Source organism: Blastococcus sp. SYSU DS0616 (genome assembly GCF_054051015.1).
In genome coordinates this window covers 1-20,137 of record NZ_JBJHAJ010000026.1, presented here as the reverse complement: position 1 = coordinate 20,137, position 20,137 = coordinate 1, and the positions used below count along the sequence as shown (strand labels likewise).

General features: G+C 73.8%; 18 protein-coding genes and 3 tRNA genes. 12 read left to right on the top strand and 9 right to left on the bottom strand.

Annotated features, from left to right (window positions below; translation table 11 throughout):
* Window positions 1–70: 70 nt before the first annotated feature.
* The 5 genes from ACI79K_RS16990 (at window position 71) to ACI79K_RS16970 (ending at window position 1,965) form a co-directional block, all read left to right on the top strand.
* Window positions 71–144 (top strand) — tRNA-Ile (locus ACI79K_RS16990).
* An 81-nt stretch (window positions 145–225) separates the two neighbouring features.
* Window positions 226–366: a DLW-39 family protein gene (locus ACI79K_RS16985; protein WP_456589580.1), complete on the top strand. Its 141-nt coding sequence runs from the start codon at window positions 226–228 to the stop codon at window positions 364–366.
* 24 nt (window positions 367–390) lie between these two features.
* Window positions 391–463: transfer RNA gene (locus ACI79K_RS16980), tRNA-Ala, on the top strand.
* 84 nt (window positions 464–547) lie between these two features.
* Window positions 548–1,081, top strand: coding sequence for a peptidylprolyl isomerase (locus tag ACI79K_RS16975; protein WP_456589579.1), 534 nt, complete (start codon window positions 548–550; stop codon window positions 1,079–1,081).
* Window positions 1,082–1,209: 128 nt separating this feature from the next.
* A complete protein-coding gene (locus ACI79K_RS16970; protein ID WP_456589578.1) occupies window positions 1,210–1,965 on the top strand; it encodes a rhomboid family intramembrane serine protease in 756 nt (251 codons plus the stop codon).
* Between the two features lie 43 nt (window positions 1,966–2,008).
* Here ACI79K_RS16970 and ACI79K_RS16965 read toward each other — a convergent pair whose 3' ends face one another.
* Window positions 2,009–2,431: a PH domain-containing protein gene (locus ACI79K_RS16965; RefSeq protein ID WP_456600274.1), complete on the bottom strand. Its 423-nt coding sequence runs from the start codon at window positions 2,429–2,431 to the stop codon at window positions 2,009–2,011.
* 94 nt (window positions 2,432–2,525) lie between these two features.
* Here ACI79K_RS16965 and ACI79K_RS16960 point away from each other — a divergent pair, with 94 nt between their 5' ends.
* Window positions 2,526–3,686, top strand: coding sequence for a thiolase family protein (locus tag ACI79K_RS16960; RefSeq protein WP_456596024.1), 1,161 nt, complete (start codon window positions 2,526–2,528; stop codon window positions 3,684–3,686).
* A 548-nt stretch (window positions 3,687–4,234) separates the two neighbouring features.
* Here ACI79K_RS16960 and crgA read toward each other — a convergent pair.
* Window positions 4,235–4,507 carry a cell division protein CrgA gene (gene crgA, locus ACI79K_RS16955; RefSeq protein WP_456589575.1) on the bottom strand — a complete coding sequence of 91 codons (273 nt, stop codon included), beginning with the start codon at window positions 4,505–4,507 and terminating at the stop codon, window positions 4,235–4,237.
* Between the two features lie 186 nt (window positions 4,508–4,693).
* Here crgA and ACI79K_RS16950 point away from each other — a divergent pair, with 186 nt between their 5' ends.
* On the top strand, window positions 4,694–5,392 hold the full coding sequence (locus ACI79K_RS16950; protein WP_456589574.1) for a DUF881 domain-containing protein: 699 nt from the start codon (window positions 4,694–4,696) through the stop codon (window positions 5,390–5,392).
* Between the two features lie 61 nt (window positions 5,393–5,453).
* The gene (locus ACI79K_RS16945; RefSeq protein ID WP_456589573.1) at window positions 5,454–6,113 is read left to right on the top strand and encodes an aminodeoxychorismate/anthranilate synthase component II; all 660 of its coding nucleotides are present in this window, start codon (window positions 5,454–5,456) and stop codon (window positions 6,111–6,113) included.
* Between the two features lie 68 nt (window positions 6,114–6,181).
* Here the strand turns inward: ACI79K_RS16945 and pknB are convergent, their stop codons facing one another.
* The 7 genes from pknB to ACI79K_RS16910 form a co-directional block, all read right to left on the bottom strand.
* Window positions 6,182–7,972 (bottom strand): Stk1 family PASTA domain-containing Ser/Thr kinase, encoded by a 1,791-nt coding sequence (pknB, locus tag ACI79K_RS16940; RefSeq protein WP_456589572.1) that lies wholly within the window; start codon window positions 7,970–7,972, stop codon window positions 6,182–6,184.
* A gap of 145 nt (window positions 7,973–8,117) precedes the next feature.
* The gene (locus ACI79K_RS16935) at window positions 8,118–9,854 is read right to left on the bottom strand and encodes a protein kinase domain-containing protein (RefSeq protein WP_456600273.1); all 1,737 of its coding nucleotides are present in this window, start codon (window positions 9,852–9,854) and stop codon (window positions 8,118–8,120) included.
* Entirely contained in the window at window positions 9,854–11,296 is a 1,443-nt protein-coding gene (locus ACI79K_RS16930; protein WP_456589570.1) for a peptidoglycan D,D-transpeptidase FtsI family protein, read from the bottom strand. Before ACI79K_RS16930 ends, ACI79K_RS16935 begins: the two co-directional genes overlap by 1 nt.
* Window positions 11,293–12,699, bottom strand: a complete 1,407-nt coding sequence (locus ACI79K_RS16925) for an FtsW/RodA/SpoVE family cell cycle protein (RefSeq protein WP_456600272.1) — start codon at window positions 12,697–12,699, stop codon at window positions 11,293–11,295. The genes ACI79K_RS16930 and ACI79K_RS16925 overlap by 4 nt, the downstream gene beginning before the upstream one ends.
* Window positions 12,699–14,111: a PP2C family protein-serine/threonine phosphatase gene (locus tag ACI79K_RS16920; RefSeq protein ID WP_456600271.1), complete on the bottom strand. Its 1,413-nt coding sequence runs from the start codon at window positions 14,109–14,111 to the stop codon at window positions 12,699–12,701. Before ACI79K_RS16920 ends, ACI79K_RS16925 begins: the two co-directional genes overlap by 1 nt.
* Complete coding sequence (locus tag ACI79K_RS16915; RefSeq protein ID WP_456589567.1) at window positions 14,108–14,566, bottom strand: FHA domain-containing protein FhaB/FipA; 459 nt, start codon at window positions 14,564–14,566, stop codon at window positions 14,108–14,110. Before ACI79K_RS16915 ends, ACI79K_RS16920 begins: the two co-directional genes overlap by 4 nt.
* 85 nt (window positions 14,567–14,651) lie before the next feature.
* Window positions 14,652–15,470, bottom strand: coding sequence for an FhaA domain-containing protein (locus ACI79K_RS16910; RefSeq protein ID WP_456589566.1), 819 nt, complete (start codon window positions 15,468–15,470; stop codon window positions 14,652–14,654).
* A 175-nt stretch (window positions 15,471–15,645) separates the two neighbouring features.
* Here ACI79K_RS16910 and ACI79K_RS16905 point away from each other — a divergent pair.
* The 4 genes from ACI79K_RS16905 to ACI79K_RS16890 all read left to right on the top strand — a co-directional run bounded on the left by ACI79K_RS16905 (window position 15,646) and on the right by ACI79K_RS16890 (window position 20,003).
* Window positions 15,646–15,728, top strand: a tRNA-Leu gene (locus tag ACI79K_RS16905).
* Window positions 15,729–15,759: 31 nt separating this feature from the next.
* Complete coding sequence (locus tag ACI79K_RS16900; protein WP_456600270.1) at window positions 15,760–18,723, top strand: heavy metal translocating P-type ATPase; 2,964 nt, start codon at window positions 15,760–15,762, stop codon at window positions 18,721–18,723.
* A 40-nt stretch (window positions 18,724–18,763) separates the two neighbouring features.
* Window positions 18,764–19,231 carry a hypothetical protein gene (locus ACI79K_RS16895; protein ID WP_456589564.1) on the top strand — a complete coding sequence of 156 codons (468 nt, stop codon included), beginning with the start codon at window positions 18,764–18,766 and terminating at the stop codon, window positions 19,229–19,231.
* A gap of 103 nt (window positions 19,232–19,334) precedes the next feature.
* Window positions 19,335–20,003 carry a DUF305 domain-containing protein gene (locus ACI79K_RS16890; protein WP_456600269.1) on the top strand — a complete coding sequence of 223 codons (669 nt, stop codon included), beginning with the start codon at window positions 19,335–19,337 and terminating at the stop codon, window positions 20,001–20,003.
* Window positions 20,004–20,137: the final 134 nt, after the last annotated feature.

The window sequence follows — 20,137 nt, the reverse complement described above, 5'->3', positions numbered from 1 at the left end:
GGAGCATTCCGTGCGAGTGGGCCCCCTGCAGGGAGCGCTCCAGGGGTCAGGTACGCTTTTCGAGGTTCACGGGCCTGTAGCTCAGGCGGTTAGAGCGCATCCCTGATAAGGATGAGGCCGGAGGTTCAAGTCCTCCCAGGCCCACCCGTGCACCGGAGCCTCACGGTTCCGAGTGACCCGCACGTCGCCCCCGCGGCGAGCGAAGCGCCCGAGGAGGTTCTCCGCGTGCTGAAGAAGCTGGCGCTCGCCGCCGCTGCGGCCGGTGCACTCGCCGCCGTCCGGAAGCGGTCGGCCGGCCGCACCGAGGCCGACCTCTGGCGCGAGGCGACGAGCGGTCCGGGCGCGGTCAGCACGCCCACCCGCTGAACCACCGGCCGACCACGGCCGCCCGGGGACGTAGCTCAATTGGCAGAGCACCGCCTTTGCAAGGCGGGGGTTAGGGGTTCGATTCCCCTCGTCTCCACCCCTGGCGCCAGCCCGGCGTCCCGGCTCCACGTGAAACCGGCCCCGCGACACCCGGCCGGCACGGCGGTGGGAGAGTGGAGCCGTGACTGAATCGACTCCCGCCCGCCGCGCGGTCCTGCACACCAACCACGGCGACATCACCGTGGACCTCTTCCCCGACCACGCCCCCAAGACGGTCGCCAACTTCGCCGACCTCGCCGAGGGCGCCCGCGAGTGGACGCACCCCGCGACCCGCGAGAAGACGACGGACAAGCTCTACGACGGCACGATCTTCCACCGGATCATCCCCGGCTTCATGATCCAGGGCGGCGACCCGCTCGGTCAGGGCATCGGCGGTCCGGGCTACCAGTTCGGCGACGAGATCCACCCCGATCTGGCCTTCACCAAGCCCTACCTGCTGGCCATGGCCAACGCGGGCCCGGGCACGAACGGCTCGCAGTTCTTCATCACCGTCGCCCCCACCACGTGGCTGACCGGCAAGCACACGATCTTCGGTGAGGTCGCCGACCAGCCCAGCCGCGAGGTCGTCGACCGGATCGCCGCCGTGCCCACCGGCCGCAACGACCGCCCCGTCGAGGACGTGGTGATCGAGTCCGTCGAGGTGCAGCGCAGCTGAGCACGGAACCGCACGGCGGGGGCGCGGCCGACCAGCCGCCGCCCCCGCCGCCGGCCTGCTACCGGCATCCCGAGCGGCCCACGGGCATCTCGTGCGCGCGGTGCGGCCGGCCCATCTGCCCCGACTGCATGATCCCGGCGTCGGTGGGCTTCCAGTGCCCGGAGTGCGTGCGCGCGGGCGCTGCCTCGGTCCGCGCCCCCCGGCGCACCTCCGGCGTCTCCGCCGCGGCGTCGCGCTGGGGCAGCGTCACGCTGACGCTGATCGCGGTCAACGTCGTCATGTTCCTGGTGACGGCGGTCTCGGCCGGCCTGGTCGGCAACGCCCCGCTGGAGAACTACCGCTCCCCGGTGTTCACCGCCCTGTCCCAGTACCCGCTGCTGGTGGAGCTGGGGGAGCCGTGGCGGCTGCTGACGGCCACCTTCCTGCACATCGGCCTGGTGCACCTGGTGCTCAACATGCTGGCCCTGCTGATCTTCGGCTCCGAGCTGGAGCGCCAGCTCGGCCGCCTGCGGTTCCTGGCGCTCTATTTCGTGTCGGCGCTGGGCGGCTCCACGGCCATCCAGCTGTTCGGGGACTTCACCCGGCCGGTCGCAGGCGCCTCGACGGCCATCTACGGCCTCCTGGGGGCCCTGGGCGTCCTCATGGTGCTGCGTCGGCAGGACGTGCGCGGCATCCTCGTGCTGCTGGGGATCAACATCTTCATCAGCTTCCTGCCCGGGGTCTCGCTCCTGGGCCACCTGGGCGGCCTCGTCACCGGCGCGGCCGTTGCCGCCCTGTTCGTCGGCACACGGCGGAGGACGGCGGTCCAGGCGATCGGCATCGGGCTGCTGGCGGTGCTCCTGGTCGCGCTGGCCCTCGGCGTCTCCCACGTCGGGGCGGCCTGACCACGACGGCGCCGGCGCAGCGGCGGCCCGGCGGCCCGCGAGATCACGTCGTCGGGCCGCCCCGTGGGTGCAGCTGCGCCAGCTCGCCGGCCACCGTCGCGGGGTCCGCGCCCAGGTCCCACCGGCCCAGGATGACGAGCACCCCGTCGTCGTCGCCCGCGGCAGGCGCCTCCAGCTCCAGGGTGCGCACCGTCGTCCCCCAGCGGCGGGCGCTGCGCACGTGCACGCGGAGCAGCCCCCACGGGAGCACGCGGGTGCCGGTCAGCGTGCGCACCGTCACGCCGTCGGGGCCGGTGGCCAGCCGAGGCCGCAGCAGCGCCTCGCGAGCGGCGAGCCCGAGCAGCAGCAGGGCCGCGCCGCCCACCAGCAGCCGGCCGGGCGCATCCAGCAGCAGGGTGGCCGCCCCGAGCAGCGCGGCGCATGCCGCGAAGACCGCCGGGACGTAGGCCGGAGGGGACCAGTGCACGCCGCCAGCCTGCCAGGGGTGACGTGGAACATACGATCGCGGCGGGGTGGCCGGTCCCGGCCGCGCCGGATCGTCGTCGACGAGGAGTGGGTCCATGCGTGATGCCGTCATCTGTGCCGCCGTCCGTACACCGGTGGGGAAGCGCGGGGGAGGGCTGTCCGGCGTGCACGCGGTCGACCTCTCCGCGCACGTGCTCAACGCACTCGCCGAGCGCTCGGGGATCGACCCGGCCGTCGTCGAGGACGTCTTCTGGGGCTGCGTGAGCCAGGTCGGGGAGCAGACGTTCAACATCGGCCGCAACGCACCCCTGGCCGCCGGCTGGCCCGAGTCGGTGCCCGGCACCACGATCGACCGGCAGTGCGGGTCCTCGCAGCAGGCCGTCGCCTTCGCCGCGGCCACGGTCATCAGCGGCCAGGCCGACGTCGTCGTCGCCGGCGGCGTGGAGTCGATGAGCCGGGTGCCCATGGGGTCGGCCCGGGCGGACGGCATCGCTGGCAAGCCACTGGGCCCGCGCTTCCTCGAGCGGTACGACGGCGTCTACCCCAACCAGGGCATCGGCGCCGAGATGATCGCCGAGCGCTGGGGCTTCTCCCGCACCCAGCTCGACGAGTTCGCCCTGGCCTCCCACGAGAAGGCGGCGAAGGCGCAGGCCGACGGCGCCTTCGACGAGGAGATCGCCCCGGTCACCCTCGACGACGGCACGGTGGTCAGCGCCGACGAGGGCATCCGGCCCGGCGGCACCCTGGAGAAGCTGGCCTCGCTGAAGACCCCGTTCAAGGAGGACGGGGTGATCAGCGCCGGCAACGCCAGCCAGATCTCCGACGGCTCGGCGGCACTGCTGGTGACCACCAGCGAGAAGGCGCGCGAGCTGGGGCTGCGGCCCCTCGTGCGCATCCACACGACGGTGATGGCCGGTGACGACCCGGTGATCATGCTGACCGCGCCGATCCCGGCGACGCAGAAGGTGCTGGCGCGCTCCGGCCTGTCGGTCGACGACATCGGCGTGTTCGAGGTCAACGAGGCGTTCGCCCCGGTCCCCCTGGCCTGGATGGCCGACACCGGGGCCGACGCCGGCCGGCTGAACCCCCTCGGTGGTGCGATCGCGCTGGGCCACCCGCTGGGTGGCTCGGGCGCCCGCATCATGACCACGCTCGTCCACCACATGCAGGCCACGGGCACCCGCTACGGCCTGCAGACGATGTGCGAGGGCGGCGGCACGGCCAACGCGACGATCCTGGAGCTGCTCGACGCCTGACCGGTGCCACCTCTGCGCCGATCCCGGTGCCTCCGCGCCAGCCCCCGGCCCTCCGGCTGGGGGCTGGCGTCGTCCCGGGCTGGTGGTCGTCCACCGCCGGGACCGCTGTCCGTGCTCGGCCGGTGACGTCCGGTGACCCGGACGGGTCCGTCCAGAGAGCGCCCCGACCGGGTGTATGCGCAGGTCAGGGCGGGTACGACCGCCGCACGGTCGGCGTCGGTGACGCACGGACATGTCGACTCGTCCACAGCTGAGTACACAGCTGGGGACAGACTCACACGTCTGTAGTTACGCCGTTGGACGTCCTGTCACACGAGCACCATCGGGAGAGAAACCGCAGGTCAGGCGCGTTCCCGCCCGCGCGCTCCCTCCACACTCGGTGGACAACCCTGGGGGCGGGGCGCCATGTCGACCTGTGGACGGAGCCGATGGCTGTGCACAGCGTCCACATGGCGGCCGGAAGTGCTCCACGACGACCGAGGCCCCCGTCCCTGGTGGGGGACGGGGGCCTCGAACGGGGCCTCGCGGGCGCGGGACCGGTCGGTCCGCTATCGCCAGCGCATCGACATGATCAGACCGGCCACCATGACGCCGAAGCCGATGGCGAAGTTCCACGCCGACAGCGAGACCATCAGGGGGATCCGGTCGCCGGCCACGTAGTAGACGACGATCCAGAGCAGCCCCAGCAGCATGAGGGTCACCATCACCGGCGCGTACCAGCGCGGGCTGGGCTGCAACGCCTTCGACTGCGTGCCCCGGGAACGGAGCACGTCCTCCGGCGGCGTGTACACCGACTTCTTGCGCACCTTCGACTTGGGCACGTGCCTACTCCCTCCCGGGGGCCGGGCTCGTCCTCCCCGACCGGAAACTGTCACCCAGACTAAACTTCGGAACGACGTCGGCACCGGTGCCTCACCCGTACGCGCCGACGTCGGTCCCGGCCGGAGGAGGTGCCCGTGGCCCGCTGGTCGTCGTCCGGACACCGCGTGTCGCCCTGGAGCGCGCTCGTGCCCGTGGTCGCTCTCGCGGCCGGGCTGCTCTTCGCCACGTCGGGCCGGACCGCTCAGGGCAACGACCTGCGCGCCGGTGAGGTCACCCAGCTCTCCCAGCTGGTGGAGGAGCGCGACGCCGCGGTGGCCCGGCAGGAACGCCAGCTGGCCGAGCTGCAGGAGCAGGTGCAGCGGCTCACCGAGCAGGTCGCGAGCCGGGACGGCGCCGTCGCCGAGGCTCAGGCCCGCGGCGAGGCCGGCGCCGAGGCCGCGGGCCTGACACCGGTCGCGGGCGCGGGGGTGGTCATCACCCTCGACGACGCGCCGCAGCGGTCCGACGGCACCCTGCCCAGCGGCGCCCGCCCCGACGACCTGGTCATCCACCAGAGCGACGTGCAGGCGGTCGTGAACGCCGTCTGGGCGGCCGGCGCCGACGGCGTGGCGATCATGGACCAGCGGCTCATCTCCACGAGCGCTGTGCGCTGCGTGGGGAACACCCTGCTGCTGCGCGGGCGCACCTACTCCCCGCCGTTCGTGGTCACCGCCGTCGTCGACGCCACCGCCGTGGAGGCGGCGCTGGACGCCTCGCCGCAGGTCGCGGTCTTCGAGCAGGCGGTCGCGGCCTTCGGCCTCACGTTCGAGGTACGCGAACGGCCCCAGGTGACGGTGCCCGCCTACGATGGCGGCCTCACGCTGCAGTACGCCACCGCCGACTGAACCGGCTGCCGTACTGCCGCTGTCCCGTGCCGCCGACCGCCCAGCGAGGAGCCCGACCGCGATGACCGCCGCCGACCGTCCGGTCCTCGTCGTCGACAACTTCGACAGTTTCGTCTACAACCTCGTGCAGTACCTCGGGCAGCTCGGTGTGCGCTGCGTGGTGCGGCGCAACGACGCGGTGACCGTCGACGAGCTGCCCGACCTGGACGTCGCCGGTGTGCTCCTCTCCCCAGGCCCCGGCGCCCCGGTCGATGCCGGCGTGACCGTGCCGATGGTCCGGGCCGCCGCCGAGCAGGGCACCCCCGTCCTCGGGGTCTGTCTCGGGCACCAGGCCATCGCCGAGGCGTTCGGTGCGGAGATCGTGCGGGCCCCGGAGCTGCTGCACGGCAAGACCAGCCAGGTGGTGCACGAGGGCCACGGCGTCCTCGCCGGTCTGCCGTCGCCGTTCACCGCGACCCGGTACCACTCCCTGGCCGTCGACCCCGCCACGGTGCCGGACGAGCTGGAGGTCACCGGGCACACGCCTTCGGGCCTGGTGATGGCGCTGCGGCACCGGGAGCTGCCCATCGAGGGCGTCCAGTTCCACCCCGAGTCGGTGCTCACCGAGGGGGGGCACCGGATGCTCGCGACGTGGCTCGCCGCCTGCGGTCTGGCGCCCGAGGAGGACGTGGTGGCCGCCGCCACGGCGAGCGCCGAGCGGCTGAGCTCCGCCACCGCCTGAGCCACGTACGCGAGCAGGGCCCCTCCCGGTGGGAGGGGCCCTGCTCGGCGTCCGGGTGGCTGGTCGCGCTAGCCGCCGGTCTCGTCGTCCTCCGGGTCCTGCGTGTCCGGCGTCTCCGGCTGTGTGGGCGGAACGGACGGGGTGGTCGTGGTGGTGGGCGTGGCCGGCTGCTCCGGCGGCGTGGGGACGGCCACGCGGAGCGTGATGGTGTCCCCCGAGCCGACGTCCTGCCCGGCCGACGGGTCGGTCTCGACGACGGTGCCCTGCGGGACGTCGTCGCGCTCGACGTTCTGGATCTCGATCTGCCCGGCGCTGAAGCCGGCCTCCTGCAGGAGGGCCCGCGCCTGCGTCTCGGTCCGGTTGACGACGTCGGGCAGCTCGATGGTGCCGGTGGAGACGCTCAGCGTGATGACGGCATCCGGGTTCGCCTGGCTGGACTCGGCGGGGCTCACCGCGGCCACCCGGCCCTCGTCGTACTCGATGGAGTCGACCTGCCGGCTGGAGATGTTGGTGAACCCGGCCTGCTCCAGGTTGGCGCGCGCCTGGTCCTCGGTGAGGCCGACGACGTTCGGCACCAGGATGGTGTCGGGCCCGGCGCTGACGACCAGGTCGACCGGGGTCTCCGCATCCACCCGCGCACCGCTGGGCGGGGTGCTCGACACGACCTGCCCTTCGGGAACGGTGGCGCTCGCCTCGGTCGTGACGTCGCCGACGGCGAGCCCGGCCTCGGTGATCCGCTGTTCGGCCGTGGCCTGGTCCAGCCCGGCGAACGCGGGCACGGTCACCTGCGCGACCGGCGGCGCCTCGTCGTCCTGGGTCAGGGCCACGGCCGCGGCGATCACGCCACCGAGAAGGAGCACGGCGAGCACCGAGACGATCGCGATGATCCGGCGCTTGCGGCGCCGATCGCCGTCGTCGTCCCAGTCGTCGTCGCCGTGGCCGCTGGCGTAGGCGCCCACGGGTGCGCCGATGATGGCGGTCTTCTCGGCGTCGCCCATGACCGGCGTCGCCTCGACCCGCTGCCCGGCGAGCGCCCGGAGCAGGTCGTTGCGCATCTCGGCGGCCGACTGGTACCGGTTGGCCGGGTTCTTGCTCATCGCCTTGAGCAGGATCGCGTCCAGCTCCGGGGGCACGTCGGGGTTGATCGACGACGGCAGGCGGGGGTCCTCGCGCACGTGCTGGTAGGCCACCGACACCGGCGAGTCACCGGTGAACGGCGGTGCCCCGGTGACGAGCTCGTAGAGGAGGCAGCCCAGCGAGTAGACGTCGGACCGGGCGTCCACGCCCTCGCCGCGCGCCTGCTCGGGGGAGAGGTACTGGGCGGTCCCTATCACCGCAGCCGTGGAGGTCATCGTGGCCGCGGAGTCCGACACCGCCCGGGCGATGCCGAAGTCCATGACCTTGACCGTGCCCTGCGGGGTGATCATGACGTTCCCGGGTTTCACGTCCCGGTGCACGATGCCGTTGCGGTGGCTGAAGTCCAGTGCGCCGCTGATGTCCGCGGCGAGGCTCATGGCCCGCTCGATCGGCAGCCGGCCCTCCCGCCGGAGGACGTCGCGCAGGGTCTCGCCCTCCACGTACTCCATGACGATGTACGGGGTGGCGCCGCTGGGCGTGCGGTCCTCGCCGGTGTCGTAGACGGCGACGATCGCCGGGTGGTTGAGGGAGGCCGAGGCCTGGGCCTCGCGGCGGAAACGCACCTGGAACGAGGGGTCGCGGGCCAGGTCGTGGCGCAGCACCTTGACCGCCACCTCGCGGCCGAGGCGCAGGTCGCGGCCGTGGTGCACCTCGGCCATGCCACCGCGGCCCAGGACTCCGCCGATCTCGTAGCGCTCACCGAGCACCTGCGGCGTGGTCATCGACGGTCCTCTCGGGCGGTTCCGTGCGGCCTGCGCGGCCCGGTGGTGCGGAGCGTGCCCGCGGCGATCTGCGCCGCGGACTGCTGGCCGTCGGCGAGCCTAACCGCAGCACGCCCCGCGATCCGGGACCCGAGTGCCGAGCTGGTCACTGTCCGTCACCCTGGGTCGGCGCGGCGCTCGCTCCGGCATCGGTCTCCGGCGCGGGCGGTTCGGTGGTCGTCGGCGGCGGGGGTGCCGTGGTCGTCGGAGCAGGCGTGCCGCCGGCGGGGGGCGTCGTGGTCGTCGACGAGCTCGTCGCGCTCGTCGATGTCTCCTCCGCAGGATCGGTCGTCCCCGTCGGGGCCGTGGTGGTCGGCGGCGCCGTGGTCGTCGGGGTCGCCGTCTCCTCGCCCTCGTCGCCCTCGTCGCCCTCGTCGGCCTCGTCGCCCTCGTTGCCCTCCCCGGCGGCGGGGTCGTACTCGTCGGGGGAGTAGTAGAGCATGACCGGGGTGTCCGGGGTCGCCTCGACGCCGGACGGATCGATGCCTGCGACGTCGCCCTCGTCCAGGGCCTGGCCGAGGGCGGTCAGCAGCCCCGCGCTGGCCTCCTGCTGCGAGACCGACGTGAATCCGGCCTCCCGCAGCTCCTCCTCCACCTCGTCGGCGTCCCGGCCGATGTACCGGGCCGGGTCCAGCAGGATCCCGGCGGGCTCGGCGCTGGTGGTCGGTGCGCCGGTGGTGGGGGCGGCGTCCTCGTTGCCGGGATCGGCTCCCGTACGGGACAGCAGCACGTACGTGGTGCCGGCCACCAGCAGCAGGACCACGACGGCCGCGGCCAGCCAGGCCCAGCGCCGGTTGCCGCCCCGGGCGGGAGGTCCGTCGCCGGCCGTCCAGTCGTCGTCGTCGTCCGGAGCAGCGTGCAGGGGCGGCATCGGACGGCCAGCGGTGGCCGGCGACACCGCGGGCATGCCGGCGGCCGGCGTGGCGAAGACCTGGGTGTGTCCGTCGCCGACGTCCACGATCTGCGTCGGGGCGGTCGCCGGGGCGACCACGGAGGCGGCGAGGGAGTCGCCGGCGGCGACGCGGCGGACCGCCTCGGCGAACGCGCCGCCGTCGGTGAACCGGTCGGCCGGGTCCTTCGCCAGGGCGCGCTCGACGAGCAGGCGGACCGCCGGCGGGATGTCCCCCGGCAGCGGGGGCGGCGGCCGGTTGATGTGCGCCAGCGCGATCGCCACCTGGGAGGCGCCGTCGAACGGCCGGGCGCCGGAGAGGCACTCGAAGCCGACGACGCCGAGCGAGTAGACGTCGGAGGCGGCGGTCACCTCCATGCCCTGGGCCTGCTCGGGGGAGAGGTACTGCGCGGTGCCGACCACCATGCCGGTGCGGGTGAGCGGTGCGGCGTCCCGGGCCTGGGCGATGCCGAAGTCGGTCAGCTTCACCACGCCGTCGGGCCGGACGATCAGGTTGCCGGGCTTGATGTCGCGGTGCACCACGCCGGCCCGGTGGGCGGCGGAGAGGCCGTCCGCGGCCTGGCCGAGCACGTGCAGCGTCCAGTCGACGGGCAGCCGGCCCTCCTCGTGGAGGATCGTCACCAGGGGCTGGCCCTCGACGTACTCCATGACCAGGAACGCCAGGGTCTGCACGCCGCTGTCGTCGGTCGTCTCGCCGTAGTCGTAGACCGAGGCGATGTTGGGGTGGGACAGGGCCGCGGTGTGCCGAGCCTCGTTGCGGAAGCGGGCCAGGAAGCTCGGGTCGTTGGTGTACTCGCTCTTGAGCACCTTGGCGGCCACGATGCGGTCGAGCACCTGGTCGCGGGCCTTCCACACCTCCCCCATGCCGCCGGTGGCGATGGGCGCGGTGATCTCGTAGCGACCGGCCAGCAGGCTCCCGATGCCGAGTGCCATCAGCCCCGCCCCTCGAACCAGGCCGCCATGACGTCGCGGGCGATGGGGGCGGAGACGTCGCCGCCGGTACCGCCGCCGTTGGCCACGAACACGGCGACGGCGATCTGCGGGTCGTCGGCGGGCGCGAAGCCCATGAACCAGTTGTGGTCGGGCACGCCCTCGCGCACCTGCGCGGTGCCGGTCTTGCCGGCGACCTCGATGCCGGAGAGGCGGGCGGCCCGCCCCGAGCCGCGGGCGACGACGCTGACCATCATCTCGGTGAGCTGGTCGGCGACGGTCGCCGAGATGGGCTCGCGGAGCTCCTCCGGGTCGGTCGAGTCGATGACGGTGAGGTCGGGCGCGCGCAGCTCGTCGATCAGGTAGGGCTTCATCTGCACGCCGTCGTTGGCCACGGTGGCTGCCAGCATGGCCGCCTGGAGCACCGTCATGCGCACGTTGCGCTGGCCGATGGACGCCTGGGCCAGGGCGGCGTCGTCGGGGATCTCACCGACGGTGCTCGCCGCGACCTCCAGGGGGATCTGCAGGCCCTGGTCGTCCAGCCCGAACGCCTCCGCCATCTCGCGCACCTGCTCCTCGCCGAGATCGAGGCCGAGCTGGGCGAAGGCGGTGTTGCAGGAGATCGTCAGCGCATCGGTGAGCGACTGCTCGCCACTGGGGCTGCACGCCGAGCCGCCGAAGTTGGGGATCACCCGGGTGCTGTTCGGGAGGGGCAGCTCGCGGGGGGCCGGCACGACGGACTCGGGGGCCAGCCCCTCCTGCAGGGCGGCCGCCGCGACGATCACCTTGAACAGCGACCCGGGCGGGTAGTTGTCCGCGATCGAGCGGTTCACCCGGGGGTCCGGATCCTGCGAGGTGATGGCCTCCATGTTCTCGCGGATGGCCTGGGGATCGTGGCCGGACACCAGGCCCGGGTCGTAGGTGGGCGTGCTCGCCATCCCGAGGATCGCGCCGGTCCGCGGGTCGAGGGCGACGACACCACCGGTGACACCCTCCAGGCCTGCCATGGCAGCCGCCTGGACGGCGGGGTCGAGGGTGAGGACGACGTCGCCGCCGGCCGGGTCGCGCCCGGTGAACAGGTCGGCGATGCGCCGGACGAACAGCCGGTCGTCCTCCCCGGAGAGCACGTCGTTCATGACCTTCTCCAGGTACCGGTTGCCGTACACCAGCGAGTGGTACCCGGTGACCGGCGCGTACATCGGCCCCTGCGGATAGGTGCGCAGGTACTCCAGCCGGCCGTCGGTGGGCACGGACATCGCGACCTCGGTGCCCGCCACGATGATCGAACCGCGTTCCCGGTCGTAGGACTCGGCGATCACCCGGGTGTTGCGGGTGTCGCTCCGGAGATCGTCCGAGCGGACCACCTGGATGACGTTGACGTTGACGATCAGCAGCGTGAACAGCACCAGCACGCTGATCGCCACCCGCCGCAGCGGCGCGTTCACGGGGTCACCACCTCGGTCGGGGCGTCCCCGAGCCGCACCGGGGCGGCGTGCTGCGTCGCCGGGCGGCGCGCGGCGTCGCTGATCCGGACCAGCAGTGCGACGAGCACGAAGTTCGCCACGAGCGACGATCCGCCGTAGGCCAGGAACGGCGTGGTGAGCCCGGTCAGCGGGAGCAGCCCGGTGACCCCGCCCAGCACGACGAACACCTGCCAGGCGATGGCGAACGCCAGCCCGGTGGCCAGCAGCTTGCCGAAGGCGTCGCGGACGACGAGCGAGGTGCGCAGGCCGCGCTCGACCAGGATCAGGTACACCACGATGACGGCGACCAGCCCGAAGAGGCCGAGTTCCTCGCCGACGGCGGCAGCGATGAAGTCGCTCTTGGCCACCGGCACCTGGTCGGGGCGCCCGCCGCCGAGGCCGGCGCCGAACAGCCCCCCCGTGCCGAGGCCGAACAACGACTGCATCAGCTGGTACCCGGCGCCGTCGTAGTGGGCGGACGGGTCCAGCCAGGTGTTCACGCGGGCCTGCACGTGGCTGAAGATCTGGTAGGCGATGAACGCGCCGCCGGCGAACAGGCCCAGGCCGATGAACAGCCAGCTGGCGCGCTCGGTGGCGACGTAGAGCATCACCACGAAGATGCCGAACAGCAGCAGCGAGCTGCCCAGGTCGCGCTCGAAGACGAGCACCAGGATGGAGACGATCCAGGCGAGCAGCACCGGGCCCAGGTCGCGGCCGCGGGGCAGTTCGACACCGGCGACCTTGCGGCTGGCCAGCGCCAGCACGTCGCGCTTGTCCACCAGGTAGGCGGCGAAGAAGACGACGAGGCAGATCTTGGCGAACTCGCCCGGCTGGATGGAGAAGCCGGCCACCCGGATCCAGATCTTGGCGCCGTTGACCTCCGAGATCGACGCCGGCAGCACGGCCGGGATGGCCAGCAGCACCAGCCCGATCAGCGCCAGCGTGTAGGCGAACCGGGAGAGGATCCGGTGGTCGCGGACGACGACGAGGACGGCCACGAAGAGCGCGACGCCCAGGGTCGCCCACACCAGCTGCACGGGTGCGTCCTCGCGGGTGACCGTGCTGCCGACCTGCCCGGCCGCCAGGTCGAGGCGGTGGATCACGGCCAGGCCGAGGCCCACGAGCAGGGCGACGGCCGGGAGCAGCAGCGGATCGGCGTAGGCCGCCCACCGGCGGACGACGAGGTGCGCGACCACCCACAGCGCGGTGATCCACACGCTGAAGCCGGCCATCTCCGGGCGCAGTTCGCCGGTGACCGTGAGGTCGACGATCGCCTGCGCCGCGACGGTGATGAGGACGGCGAAGGCGAGCAGCAACGCCTCGGTGCCCCGCCGGGTGGGCGTCTCGGCCGCGGCGGTACGCGGGTCGGTGACGGGTCCGGGCATCAGTCGGCCTCCCGGCAGTCCACCCCCGGCACGGGCGACGTCGTCGTCCGCGCCGGCGACGGCACGCTCGTCGGCTCCTCCGCGGGTGCCTCGGGGAGGGCGGGCTCCCCGGGCGCCGGTTCCTGGGCGGTCGTCGGTGCGGCGGCCGGCGGCACCGCCGGCTCCTCCGTGGGCGAGGCGGTGCCGCTGTCGGCGGTGCGGCACAGCGGCAGCCGCTGGTCGGTCAGCGCGGAGACGATCCGCTCGGCGTCCTCGGAGTCGTCGGCGGTGATGGTGTCGAGGACGCGGTTGCGCGCGGCCGGGGTCAGGTCGCTGAGCGCGAGGTCGGTGCCCCGGTCCAGGCGGGAGAGGTCCATCCCGAGCAGCGAGGCGTCCAGCCCGCGGAAGACGGCCACCTGCCGGTCGTCACCGGAGCCGTTCACGCCCACGAACCAGTGGTTGAGCGCCCACACGTACGTACCGATCGCCCCGGCCACCAGCACGGTGAGAAGGGCCCCCGCCACCAGGAGGATGCGCATCGGGCGGCGGCGGGCGGAGGGGCCGCCGCCCGTCGGCAGTGTGGGCGGCGGCGGGGGAGCGGAGGCCTGGTCGGCGAGCGCGGCTCGGCCGGCGGCCGAGCGCGGGTCCACCTCGCGCTGGCCGATGTTGTCGCCGGCCGCGCCGTCCACGACCGGGTCGAACCGGCCGTTGCCACCGGTGTCCTCGAGGACGTCGGCGACGATCACGGTGATGTTGTCCGGGCCGCCGCTGCGCAGCGCCAGCTCGATCAGCCGGTCGGCGGTGGCCTCCGGGTCGGGGTCCTTGAGCGCCTCGGCCAGGGTCTCCTCGCTGACGACGCCGGACAGGCCGTCGGAGCACAGCAGGTAGCGGTCGCCCGCGCGCGCCTCGCGCATCGAGAGGTCGGGCTCGACCTCCTGGCCGTTGAGGGCGCGCAGCAGGAGGGACCGCTGCGGGTGCGTGCTCGCCTCCTCCTCGGTGATCCGGCCGTCGTCGATCAGGCTCTGCACGAAGGTGTCGTCGTGGGTGATCTGGGTGAACTCACCGTCGCGCAGCAGGTAGGCCCGGGTGTCACCGACGTGGCACAGGGCGAGCCGGCCGCCGGCGAACAGGATGGCGGTGAGCGTGGTGCCCATGCCCTCGAGCTGCGGCGACTCGCGGATGACCTCGCGCAGGTGCTCGCTGCCCTCGTGCACGGCGGACCGCATCGACTGCAGCATGTCGCCGCTCGGCGTGTCCTCGTCGAGGTGCTCGAGGGCGGCGATCACCACCTTGCTGGCGACGTCGCCGGCGGCGTGGCCGCCCATGCCGTCGGCCACGGCCAGCAGCCGGGGCCCGGCGTAGACCGAGTCCTGGTTGTTGCCGCGGATGAGGCCGCGGTCGGAGCGCGCGGCGTAGCGGAGGACCAACGTCACGAACGCAGCTCCAGTGCGGTCTGGCCGATGCGGATCGGCTGGCCGGGGGCGACCTGCAGCGGGCCCTGCACGCGCTGCTGGTCCAGGTAGGTGCCGTTGGTCGAACCCAGGTCCTCGACGTACCACTGGCCGCCCCGGTTGGTCAGGCGGGCGTGCCGGGAGCTGGCGAAGTCGTCGGTTAGGACCAGGGTCGAGTCGTCGGCCCGGCCGATGAGGATGGGTTGGTCACCGAGGGTGATCTTGGTGCCGGTGAGCGGCCCGGCGGTGACCACCAGGGACTTGGGACCGCGGTGGCCGCGCTTCTTCGGCGTGGCCGAGCGGGGCGGCACGGTGGCGACGCGACCCGGACGCCCGCCGAACAGGTCGGCGCGCACCACGCGGAACGCGGCGAAGATGAACAGCCACAGCAGCAGGAGGAAGCCGAAGCGGAAGATCTGCACGACGAGTTCGGTCACGGCCGCACCCCGGCAGACACCTGCCCGGCATCGCGGCGGGAGGTCTGCTCCCGGATGCCGGATTCTCCTGACCGCACGGAGCCGGTCACGCCCCGTCCTGCCGGTAGACGAGGACGGAGTGACCGATGCGGATGACGTCGCCGTCGCTGAGCGGCTGGCGGCTGACGCGCCGGCCGTTGACCAGCGTGCCGTTGGTCGACCCGAGGTCCTCCACCGTGGCGACGTCGCCGTCGAGGACGACGTCGACGTGCTTGCGGCTGACGCCGGTGTCGGGGATGCGGATGTCCGCCTCGGTGCCCCGGCCGATGACGTTGCGGCCGGTGGAGAGCTCGTGCCGCGTGCCCGGGCCGTCGACGACCAGCACGTGGGTCATCGTCGTGCGGGAGCCCGCGCGGCCGAGCACCGAGGGGTTCTGCTTCCCGGTGTCGGTGGCCATCCGCCCGCGCAGCGGCGGGAGCGGAGGCAGCGGGGGGTGGCCGGCGACCGGGGCGGAGGCCAGCGGCGGCGCGTCGGCCCGGACCGGTGGGCGCGCGGGGTCGGCGACCTGCGAGCTGACCTCGAAGACGCCGGTGGTCAGCTCGTCGTCCCGCTCAAGCGCGACGGTGACCTTGTCGAAGACCTGGTAGCCCTCGTCTTCGATGTGCTCGGTGACCATGTCGGCGAGCTCGCCGGCCAGCTGGTCGGACCACTGGCCCAGGTGCTCGAAGTCGGTCTCCCCGAGGCGGACGACGTAGACGTTGGGCGCCAGCACCCGGCCCTCGCCGAGGATGGAGCGCTGCTCGTCGGCCTCGCGCTGGAGCGCCTTGGCGATCTCGGCGGGGTGGACCTTGCCCTTGAAGAGGCGCGCGAAGGCGAGGCCGACCATCCCCTCGAGCCGGCGCTCGAAGCGCTGCAGCACACCCACAGTCGCTCCCTTGCGCTCGCCGGACGTCCCACTCTGCCACCCGTGATCGTAGCCGGGCCGGGCGCGCATGACCGCCCAGGAAGACGCGACGCCCCGCACGTCGTCCGCGGGGCGAGCGGTCTCGGAACCCCCCGGCGGCGGTGGGCGTGCCAGCTGATACTGTTCTCCCTCGCCAGGGCAAGTGGCGGAATGGCAGACGCGCACGGTTCAGGTCCGTGTGTCCGAAAGGACGTGGGGGTTCAACTCCCCCCTTGCCCACTCCAGACCGGGAATTCCCCGGTCCCTCCAGATGGCCGGGACCCCGTCCCGCGCCGTCGACGGCAGGCCACACCGGCCACCGCACCGCCGCCATCCGCGCGCCCACCCGGGCACCTGGGCGCTCCACCCGAAGGCCGCGCCGCACAGCGCCGGTGGCGGTGCCGCCGCCGAGGTGCCGGCCCCGGTCGTGCACATCTCCGACCGCACGCCGCGGCTGTCACGTGACGGCGCTGTCCGGCACGCGCACGCGCCGCGCATCGACGCGCAGAACCGGGTCAACCTCGGCGAGGCGCTGGGCGCACTGGGCTGGACGCCGCAGACCCTGCTCGTCGCCTCCCGGGAGAACGGGCACGTTGTCATCCGCGCCGCCGCCGACAGCCCGCTGCTGACCCGGGTGCCCGTCGACGTCCACCGCCGGCTGACCCTGCCGCCGGCCGTGCTCGTCGCCCTGGGATACGGAGCGGTGCCGACGCGACGGCGGCGCGATCGGCCCACCGGCCGGCGTCACCGGCTGAATCGTGAGCTGAGCAGGGTCGGGGAAATACCCCGGCGGGGTATAGGGTTGACGGCGGTGCAGGGCCGCCGCGCTGCCACTCACCCGTCTTCCGCGGGATTCGGCTGCCGGTCGGTGGAGCAGCGCGAGGCAGAGGAGACGGTCATGTCAGATCCGACGACCCGCCCGGGCCGCCACACGGGGCAGACGGACGCGGCAGCGCCCGGCCACCACCACCACGACCCCGGCCACGGGCCGACGCACGGACAGGGACTGCCGGTCGCTCCCGGCGACAGCCACCTGGGCGTGGAGGACCCGCTGCGCGCCGTCGCCGGCTCCGCCCCCGACGGCCACGGCGACCGCGCGGTGCACGGCGGGCATGAAGACCACGGCGGCCGGGGGGACCACGGCGGTCACGCGGCGCACGGCGGGCACGCCGGCCACGGCGGTCACGGCGGTCACGGCGGTCACCACGTGGCGATGTTCCGCCGGCTGTTCTGGATCATGCTGGCGCTGGCGGTGCCGACGGTGCTGTTCAGTGGCATGTTCGCCGACATCGTCGGCTACCCGCTGCCCGACGTCCCCGGTCTGACCTGGGTGTCCCCGGTGCTGGGCACGGTCATCTTCGTCTGGGGCGGGCTGCCTTTCCTCACCGGCGCGGTCGGGGAGATCCGGACCCGCAGGCCCGGGATGATGCTGCTCATCGGCATGGCCATCACCGTGGCGTTCATCGCCTCCTGGGGTGCCACGGTCGGCTCGCTCTCCCACGAGCTGGACTTCTGGTGGGAGCTGGCGCTGCTGATCGTGATCATGCTGCTCGGGCACTGGCTGGAGATGCGCTCCCTGGCCCAGACCTCCTCGGCGCTGGACTCGCTGGCCGCGCTGCTGCCCGACGAGGCGGAGAAGGTCGTCGGCGACCAGGTGGTCACCGTGCCGCCGGCCGAGCTGGCCGTCGGTGACGTGGTCGTCATCCGTCCGGGTGGGCGGGTGCCGGCCGACGGCGAGGTGATCGAGGGCACCGCCGACGTGGACGAGTCGATGATCACCGGAGAGTCCAAGCCGGTCCGCCGCGGGGTCGGCGACACCGTGGTGGCCGGCACGGTGGCCACGGACACCGCCATCCGGGTGCGGGTGACCGCGGTCGGGGATGACACCGCGCTGGCCGGCATCCAGCGGCTGGTCGCCGAGGCGCAGTCCTCCACCACGCGCGCGCAGCTGCTGGCCGACCGGGCGGCCGGCTGGTTGTTCTGGTTCGCCGTGGCCGCCGCGGGGATCACCGCCGTCGTGTGGAGCCTCTACGGCGCGCCGGACAGCGCGCTGGTTCGGGTGATCACGGTGCTGGTCATCGCGTGCCCGCACGCCCTGGGCCTGGCGATCCCGCTGGTGGTGTCCATCTCGACCGAGCGGGCCGCGCGCGGCGGCGTGCTGGTCAAGGACCGCGGGGCGATGGAGCGGATGCGCACCGTCGACACCGTGCTCTTCGACAAGACCGGCACCCTCACCAAGGGCGAGCCGGCGGTCAACCACATCGCCGGGGTCGGCCGGACCGAGGACGAGGTCCTGGCGCTGGCCGCCGCCGCGGAGACCGACAGCGAGCACCCGCTGGCGCGTGCGATCGTCGCCGCCGCCCGGCAGCGGAATCTTCCCGTGTCCCCGGCGACGGAGTTCCGCGCGTCGGCCGCGGTCGGGGTCACCGCCACCGTCGAAGGGCACACCGTCGCCGTCGGCGGCCCGCACATGCTCACCGAGCACGGCCTGACCCCGCTGCCCGACACCCGGGCGTGGGCAGAGGAGGGCGCGACGGTGCTGCACGTGCTCGTCGACGGGCACGTCGTCGGGGCGCTGGCCCTGGCCGACGAGATCCGGCCGGCGTCCCGGGAGGCGGTCGCCGCGCTGCACGCGCTCGGCATCGACGTGGTCATGATCACCGGTGACGCCGAGCCGGTCGCCCGCGCGGTGGCTGCGGAGCTCGGCATCGACCAGGTGTTCGCCGGGGTGCGCCCCGAGGACAAGGCCGAGAAGGTCGCCGCCCTGCAGCAACAGGGTCGGGCGGTGGCCATGGTCGGCGACGGGGTGAACGATGCCCCGAGCCTGGCCCGCGCCGATGTGGGCCTGGCGATCGGTGCAGGCACCGACGTCGCGATCGGGTCCGCCGGGATCATCCTGGCCTCCTCCGACCCGCGTGCGGTGGTGTCGGTGATCCGGCTGTCGCGGGCCAGCTACCGCAAGATGCAGGAGAACCTCTGGGCCGGCGCCGGCTACAACCTGATCGCGGTCCCGCTGGCCGCCGGGGTGCTCGCCCCGATCGGCTTCGTCCTGCCGATGGAGGTCGGTGCGCTGCTGATGAGCCTGTCCACCGTCGTCGTGGCGTCCAACGCCCAGCTGCTGCGGCGGCTGGACCTGCGCCCGGAGGCCAGCGTCGCCGAGGTCACCACCGGCCCGGCGGCCCCGGCCCGGCGCTCTGGGGCGGCCGCGGAGCCGACCGCCGCCGGCCGGCACTGACCGACCCGGTCGCCGTAGCCTCGCTCAGGAGGGGGTGGGCATGGCGGCACGAGTTTGGACAGCGCTGCTGCTGCTGGCCGCCGTCTTTGCGATGCACGGCCTGCAGTGCACCGCCGTCGGGACCGGGCACACAGCCGGTCCCGACGGCGCCGCGGTCGCCGCAGCCCCCACCGGGGTGCTCGAGGGCGGCCTGCGCACCGGCGCGGTGAGCCACGGCCTCGATGCGCACAGCACCGTCCACGACACCGCCGCGATGGTCGCCGCCGCCCCGCTGGCCGGCCTGCTCGCCGCCGACCACGGCAGCGCGCCGGCCGGAGCGGTCGGGCACCTGTGGGCGCTGTGCCTGGCGGTGCTCGCCGCCGGGCTGGCGGTGCTGGTCGCCCTGCTGCTGCCCCGCCTGCTGACGCTCCTACCGGCGGCGTGGGCGCGGCTGCGCACGCACGCCTCCGCGGGCCTGGCACCGCTGCGCCCGCCGGACCTGCACGCCCTCTGCCTGCTGCGGATCTAGGCCGACCGCCTGCACCGCCCCGCCCTCAGCGACCGGACTGGCCCGGCGGCGGTGTACGCGCACGTCCACCGGCCCAGTTCCGCAGTTCCAGGAGAGACCCACCATGACCCGCACCACCGCACGCCTGACCGGCCTCACGGCCGCCCTGCTCGCCGGCGCATTCGTCCTCGCCGGCTGCGCCGACGACGACACCGACGCCGTCGGGCATGGCTCGATGATGAACGGCAGCAGCTCCTCGGCCGACTCCTCGGCCGACTCCTCGGCCGACTCCTCGGCCGTGCAGGCCGAGTTCAACGACGCCGACGTCGCCTTCGCCCGAGGCATGATTCCGCACCACCGGCAGGCGATCGCCATGGCCGAGCTGGCCGAAGGGCGGGCAGCCGATCCCCGCGTGCTCGACCTGGCCACCCGCATCCAGGCCGCGCAGGACCCCGAGATCGAGACGATGTCCGGCTGGCTGGAGGACTGGGACGCCGACGGCGGCCACATGGACCACGGCATGGGGGGCGGCATGGGCGGCATGGATCACGGCGAGGGCGGGATGATGTCCGAGGGCGACATGCACGCGCTGATGTCCGCCACCGGCCCGGAGTTCGACCGCCTGTTCCTCGAGCAGATGATCGTGCACCACCAGGGCGCGGTGGAGATGGCGGCCGAGCACTCCGCGAACGGCCGCAACAAGGAGGCCCTCGAGCTGGCCCAGTCCATCCGCGACAGCCAGAACGCCGAGATCGCCGAGATGCAGCAGCTGCTCACCGAGCTCGGCGGCTGACCCGGCCGGGGGGGGGGGGGGGGGGGGGGGGGGGGGGGGGGGGGGGGGGGGGGGGGGGGGGGGGGGGGGGGGGGGGGGGGGGGGGGGGGGGGGGGGGGGGGGGGGGGGGGGGGGGGGGGGGGGGGGGCGGGGGG